4 protein-coding genes, 1 tRNA gene and 1 pseudogene are annotated in these 6482 nt (G+C 67.5%); 2 read left to right on the top strand and 4 right to left on the bottom strand.

Annotation, left to right across the window (positions count from 1 at the left end; translation table 11 throughout):
• Positions 1-271 (bottom strand): annotated as a pseudogene (locus tag BRAO375_RS19370) (hypothetical protein); the annotation flags it as partial.
• A gap of 304 nt (positions 272-575) precedes the next feature.
• Here BRAO375_RS19370 and BRAO375_RS19365 point away from each other — a divergent pair.
• Positions 576-2459, top strand: coding sequence for an acyltransferase family protein (locus BRAO375_RS19365; RefSeq protein WP_035641235.1), 1884 nt, complete (start codon positions 576-578; stop codon positions 2457-2459).
• A gap of 24 nt (positions 2460-2483) precedes the next feature.
• On the opposite strand, the gene BRAO375_RS19360 is transcribed toward BRAO375_RS19365, so the two are convergent.
• Positions 2484-4382 (bottom strand): acyltransferase family protein, encoded by a 1899-nt coding sequence (locus tag BRAO375_RS19360; protein ID WP_009029144.1) that lies wholly within the window; start codon positions 4380-4382, stop codon positions 2484-2486.
• Positions 4383-4618: 236 nt separating this feature from the next.
• Positions 4619-4704 (bottom strand) — tRNA-Tyr (locus BRAO375_RS19355).
• 243 nt (positions 4705-4947) lie between these two features.
• Here BRAO375_RS19355 and rlmB point away from each other — a divergent pair.
• Complete coding sequence (gene rlmB / locus BRAO375_RS19350) at positions 4948-5778, top strand: 23S rRNA (guanosine(2251)-2'-O)-methyltransferase RlmB (RefSeq protein ID WP_035641241.1); 831 nt, start codon at positions 4948-4950, stop codon at positions 5776-5778.
• A 100-nt stretch (positions 5779-5878) separates the two neighbouring features.
• Here the strand turns inward: rlmB and BRAO375_RS19345 are convergent, their stop codons facing one another.
• Positions 5879-6358, bottom strand: a complete 480-nt coding sequence (locus tag BRAO375_RS19345; RefSeq protein WP_009029142.1) for a hypothetical protein — start codon at positions 6356-6358, stop codon at positions 5879-5881.
• Positions 6359-6482 lie beyond the last annotated feature (124 nt).

Raw genomic sequence — 6482 nt, 5'->3', positions numbered from 1 at the left:
CCGGCACCTGCGTGGCGGCGGACGGGCCCGGCAACGGCCTCGCGTCGGTGGAGGCCGTCCTGTCCTCGGCAGCCGCCTTGTCGTCAGCCGCCACGGGCGCGTCCGCCGGCTTCTTGATCAGCTTCTTGCATTCGAGCGGAAACACCAGCTCGCCGGACGCGGTGAGACCGATCGGCTCGCATCCGCCGAACGGCCCGCCGTCCCTGGCGGTGCCGGGCACCGCCGCCGCGGCGCTTCCGGCCTCTGCTCCCCATGCAAGCGGCGCAGTCATCGCAATCTGAAATAGAACAAAGCCGCACAACAATCCGGCTCGGCCGGCCGTCCGCCCCAATGTACGCATGACACGCTCGCTCGACGCACAAACTCAGGCGACGCCAACACGCTATTGAGGCAAGTCTGTGAAGCCGAAGCGCAGAGGTCGCGAAGCCATGTCGATTCAATGGCATTGTGTCTTGCCTGCACAATGACGAAGGCGTCCCGCATTGCGGTTGCAATCCGGGCGTGCCAGGGTCGCCGTGCGCGCTAGCCGCCCGGCAGGTGACGACAGCCGCCTGCAAGCCTTCCGGACAGCCATCTTGAGTTCAACAGATTATCGTCCCGACATCGACTGCCTACGCGCCTTCGCGGTCATGTCGGTGATTGCGTTTCACTACGACATCTCGCCGTTTCGCAGCGGCTATGTCGGCGTGGACGTGTTCTTCGTCATCTCCGGTTTCCTGATCACCCGGATCATCCACGCCGAGGCGAGCGCAGGGAGCTTCTCCTTCGCGGCGTTCTACCGCCGCCGGGCCCGCCGCATCCTGCCGGCGGCCTTCGCCATGTTGTGCGCCACGCTGCTTGGCGCCAGCGTGATCCTGCTGCCGCAGGACACGGTCTCGACGGCACAGCAGGCGCTGGCCGTGCTCACCTTCTCCTCGAACATCCTGTTCTGGATGCAGCAGGGCTATTTCGATGCCGCGGCGATCAGCAAGCCGCTGCTGCACACCTGGTCGCTCGGCGTCGAGGAGCAATATTATCTGCTGTTCCCGGCCCTGGCGCTGGCCATCTTCGCGCTGCGGCGCTGGCAGATGCTGGCAAGCCTGAGTGCGATCTGCGCGATCTCGTTCGCGCTCTGTGTGGTCCAGACCCGGCTGCAGCCGGCGGCGGCATTCTATCTGCTGCCGGCGCGCGCCTGGCAGCTGGCGCTGGGCGCGCTGCTGGCGGTGGAAGCGATTCCGGCGCCGCACAGCCAGCGGCTCCGGATCGGCGCGGCCGCGCTGGGATGGATCGCGCTCGGCGCCTCCGTCAACATATTCTCGCCGCGCACGCCCTATCCCGGCGTCGCCGCGCTGTTGCCCTGCCTTGGAACGGCAGCAGTGATCTGGGCGCAGCCGGCGTCGAGCAGGACCGTGCTCGTTCTGATCCGGCCGCTGATCGCGGTCGGGCTGTGGTCCTACTCGCTCTATCTATGGCACTGGCCAGTGGTCTCGTTTGCCACCGCGATCTGGGGACCGCCGGGCTCGGCGATGGACAAGCTGGTGCTGCTCGGCGTCTGCGCGGTGTTGGCGCTGGCGAGCTTCTACCTGATCGAGCAGCCGTCCCGCCGCGCCGATTGGCCGGTCACGGCGCGCGCACTTGCGGCGACCGGCGTGGCGGCGCTTGCGGCCAGCCTGGTCATGATGAGCTGGTCCGGGTTCCCGGCGCGATTCTCACCGCAGCAGCGGGACATTGCGGACTTCATCGGCTACGACCACCAGACGGTCTATGAAGAGGGCTCCTGTTTTCTGGATCCAGGTCAGACGCTGCGGGCGTTGCGATCCGACTGCCTCGCAAAGGGCCCCCGCCCGAACGTGCTGCTGTGGGGCGACAGCCATGCGGCGCACCTCACCTTCGGCCTCAAGCGCGCGCTGCCGCCGGCGACGCTGCTGCGCGCGACGATGGCCCAATGCGTCCCTTACGATGAACCGGGGCAGTCGACCGGCTGTGTGGCGTTCAATCAGCAATTCTCCCACGTGGTGCGCGACCTCCGACCCGACGTCGTCATCCTCTCCGGAAATTGGACGCGCACGGCGCTGACGCCGGCCGCGCGTGCAAGCCTGCTGGCCATGGTCAAGGCCGGCACGGAGGCCGGGAGCAAGGTCGTCGTGGTCGGACCCAGCCCGCAATTCGATCGGCCCGTGCCGCACCTCCTGGTCGCGACGCAACGCTTCGGCGTCTCGACACGTGGCCACACGCCGGCTCTGTTCGGCGAGGTCGACACGCAGCTGCGTGCCCTGGTGAACGAGGTGCAACAGACGGACTACGTCTCGCTGCTCACACTGCTCTGCCCCGGCGACGAGTGCGTGCTGCAGACCTCCGACGGCACGCCGATCGCCTGGGACGAAGGCCATTTCACCGCGCAGGGCTCGGCGCTGGTGGCCGACGGCCTCGTTCGGACATCGCCGATCCTGGCCGCGACGCTCGCGCCCAAGAGCGAATGAGCACGACGCAGCGCGTTCTCGCGGCTAATCGTCGGCGAGGAACGTCGCGAAGATCGGGGCGGCGCGCTCGCCCATGCGCTGCGCGCCGGCCACCGTGAAATGTCCAGCGTCCTGGAACAGCCAGACGCCGTCCTGAACGACCGGACAATCCCGGTCGCAATAGACCTCGGAAGGTCGCAGCAAGGTCACCTTGGCCAGCGGCCTGATCGCCTCGCTCAGCACAGCATCGATGGTGGCGTTGGCAGCGACCGCCTCGCTCTTCGGCACGGGATCGCAGGGACGGGCGGGCGCGTGCCAGCGCGGGCCCGGCAGCATGCGCAGGGCATCGAAGGTGCAGTTCACGGGCCGGACCTGGCCGCCGATGACGAGGAAATGGCGGCCCGGCCGATCGAGCAGGCGTATCGTGTCAGCCAGATGCTTCGCCACCTCGGCGTTGCGGGCCTGCGCCTGAGGGCCCTCACCCAGATCGAGATAGTTCTGCCAGGCCTGCCCGATCACGACGAAGTCGGCCGGAGATCGCCTGATGCGCGGCAACTCGCTGTCGCGCAGCTCGGCACACACTTGCGCGCGCGGTCCTTCGGCCATGAGGCCGGTGAGCGTCGGACAGCCGCTCATCGTCGAGACGTGCCCGATCATGCCGCGCGCCTTCAAGGACTCGTCGAGCGCCGCGACATATTGCTGGACATAGGAATCGCCAAGCAGCTCGACGCCCCTCGTCCCGGCGAGATCGCCGAAGGCGCAGAGGCGGCCAACCGCACGGCCGCATTTGTTCAGGCCGAAGCCCTGCAGCTGGAACAGCGCGCGCTGCTGGTCGGGCAGCCGCGAGACGACGCCATTGGCGCGGAACGTCACGTGGGCCAGGCCGGCGCCGACGATGAGCACGGTCGCGAAGCTCGCGACCTGCGCAAGGCGCGGCCACGGCAGCTGGCGCAGCGGCTGCTCGACCACGGCGAACATCAGCGTCGCCAGCGCGGCGATCAGCGCGAGCTGAGCCAATGCCCCCGCCGTCGTCTGCGCGGCGTCGCCGAAGATGAAGCCGGCGAAGAAGATCACCGGCCAATGCACGAGATAGAGCGAATACGAGATGATGCCGACGGCGCGCACCGGGCGCGCCATCAGCAGTGAGGTCGGGGCGTTGGCGGCGATGATGATCGCTGCGGCGATGCAGGGCACGAGGGCCGCGACGCCTGCATAGGCCTGATAGCGGCCGATGACGAGAAGGCTGCCGAGCAGGATGACGTCGCCGCAGCCGGCCGCGATCGATCGCACCCGCGGCGACGCCGCGAGGCGGGCTTCAAGCGGAATGGCGAGGCCGCCGAGCGCGAACTCGAACACCCGGAACGGCGTCAGGAAGAACACGGCTTCAGCGTCATGCGGCAGCCAGAGCGCCGCCGCGACCAGGGAACCCAGGCCGATTGCCGCGATCAGCCGGAACACGTGCCGACCGCCGGCGGCCCCCATCAGCAGCAACGGCGCGAGCGCATAGAACTGCACCTCGAGCGACAGCGACCACAAATGCAGCAGCGGCAGCTGGTCCGCCGTCGGTGCGAAATAGGCGTTGGCCTCGCGCCAATACTGGATGTTCGAGATCGAGAGCAGCCCGTGCGTCGCTTCCTTGGCGAGCTGCCGCAACGCTTCGGGCGACAGAAACAGCCAGCCCACCGCAAATGTCAGCGCGACCGTCGTGACCAGCGCCGGCAGGATGCGTCTTGCGCGCCGCAGGTAGAACTCGGAGAGCGAGAAGCGCCCCGCCTTGACGCCGCGCAGGATCTGCCCGGTGATCAGATAGCCTGAGATCACGAAGAAGATGTCGACGCCGGCGAAGCCCGCCTCGAAGCCGGTGATCTTCAGATGGAACAGAATGACGATCGTGACGGCGATCGCCCTGAGCGCGTCGATGTCAGCACGATGACTTCGTTCCACTGGCGTCCACCCCGCTTCGCCTTCGAGGCGACCGAGATGCGCAGACACGAATGGCAACAGCGGGAAACAGTCATGGCGTCATCTGACTCATCCAATGACGCCGGTCTGGCCGCGGCGTGGCGGGCGTCACGAGGAAAGCCGGCCGAAATCCGGCCCCCATGCGACGAGAGCTCACGCCGGCGCCGCTCAAGGCAAACGCAACAATGCTGGAGGGATTCGTCTAACCGGTCGAAGGATGGTGGGGGAGGCAGGACTCGAACCTGCGAAGCCATGAGGCGGCTGATTTACAGTCAGCTCCCTTTGCCACTCGGGACACTCCCCCGCATCGATGGCAGTTGAAGGCCGGCCGCCGGGAAACAGCGGTTGAGCGACCATCAGCGCCATGGAGACGGTAAGGCCGCGGGGCCCGGTGAGGGCTGCGCGCGGCCGGGGCCCTTATGATCGAACCGGGACCGTAAAGTCAACCAAGCGGCGACGAATTTTCCCGACGAATTTTCCCGACGAAACTGCCGTCTTGGCGGTGCCAAATTGCCAGAATCCGCCGGCCGTGACAGAAGCTCAGGGCATGAGCGAACGTGACCGAAAGCCCCCGTTTCGCCGCCAAGGCGGCAAATTCACCGGCAAACCGCGCGGTTTCGACCGGCCGCAGGCCTGGCGGGAGCGCGACTCCGGCTCGGACGGCCCCGTCATCCTTTACGGCTGGCATACGGTGACCCTGGCGCTCGCCAACCCGAAGCGCCGGATTCGCAAGCTGTACCTCACCGAGAACGCCGCGCGCCGCCTGGCCGACGAGCGGATCGAGACGCGGGTGACGCCGGAGATTCTGCGCCCCAGCCAGATCGATCAGCGGCTCGGTCCCGATGCGGTGCATCAGGGCCTGCTCGCCGAGGCCGATCCCCTGCCCTCGCCGGACATCGACACGCTGAGCCCGGAGGGCATGATTCTGGTGCTCGACCAGATCACCGACCCGCACAATGTCGGCGCCATCCTGCGCTCGGCGGCGGCGTTCGATGTGAAGGCGATCGTGACCACGGCGCGGCACAGCCCCGAGGCCACCGGCGTGCTCGCCAAATCCGCCTCTGGCGCGCTGGAGTTGGTCCCGATCATCACGGTGCAAAATCTCGCCCGCGCCCTCACCCGCCTCAACGAGCGCGGCTTTCAGACCGTGGGGCTCGACAGTGCCGGCGACACCGACATTGCCGCGGTCGCGCTGCGCCAGCCGCTGGCGCTGGTGCTCGGCGCCGAAGGCAAGGGCCTGCGGCAGCTCACGCGCGAGACCTGCAGCGTGGTGGCGCGGCTCGACATGCCCGGCGCGATCAAGAGCCTCAACGTCTCCAACGCCGCCGTGCTCGCGCTCTATGTCGGAGCCAGCCGGCTCGGATTGATGGGCGGTTGAGGCGGCGTCCACCGCATACGCGGATAACGGCTGGGGCGACAAAGCAAAACGCCCGCACGCGGACTGCGAGCGGGCGTTTGCGGGTCGGCTCAGAGAGCGATCAGTAGTAGCGGCGCAGCACGCGCTGGCCATGATAATACGACGACGCGCCCCAGCGGTAGGCGCGGTGCGGGTGGCCATACACAACTTCGGGGACGACGCGCGTCGCCTCATAGGCGTGGTGGCGATGGTGATAGCGATAGACCGGGATCGCACGCTCCTCATAGGCCGGATACGGCGCGAAGGCGCCGGGACCGCTATAGGTCGGGCCCTGGTTGACGTAGTAGTACTGCCTGGTCGGCTCGGGCAGCCGCTCATAGGTGGCGCCGCAGCTGCCGCATCCGGCGTAGCCGTAGGTGTAGCCAGGATGATAGGTGTAGGCCGGCTGATAGCTGTAGGTCGGCTGATAGGTGACGGTCGGCGCGCACGGGCTCGCGTAGCCGCAAGGCGCACAGGCCGATGCACCGCATGCGGCGGCGGGCGCGCTGCCTGCAGCGGCGAGGCCGACGATGGCAACAAGTCCTGAAATCAGTCCACGCATTACTCTCTCCTGATCATCTGCTTTTTGTTTGTTTCTCGTTGTCGATGGATGGCCGCTAGCGGCGATAGGCCGGTGGCGGATTGGGATAATCGCGCGGCATTCCGTCCTCCCGCGGCGCGAGGAT

The sequence above is a fragment of the Bradyrhizobium sp. ORS 375 genome (assembly GCF_000239775.1).
Taxonomy (GTDB): domain Bacteria; phylum Pseudomonadota; class Alphaproteobacteria; order Rhizobiales; family Xanthobacteraceae; genus Bradyrhizobium.
The sequence above is the reverse complement of the archived record's forward strand: the minus strand, read 5'-3'. Positions and strand labels throughout refer to the sequence as shown.

Bases quoted from the DNA above. Each gene is read 5' to 3' on its own strand.
- rlmB (WP_035641241.1), top strand. From the start codon at position 4,948: ATGAGCGAACGTGACCGAAAGCCCCCGTTTCGCCGCCAAGGCGGCAAA.
- BRAO375_RS19345 (WP_009029142.1), bottom strand. From the start codon at position 6,358: ATGCGTGGACTGATTTCAGGACTTGTTGCCATCGTCGGCCTCGCCGCT.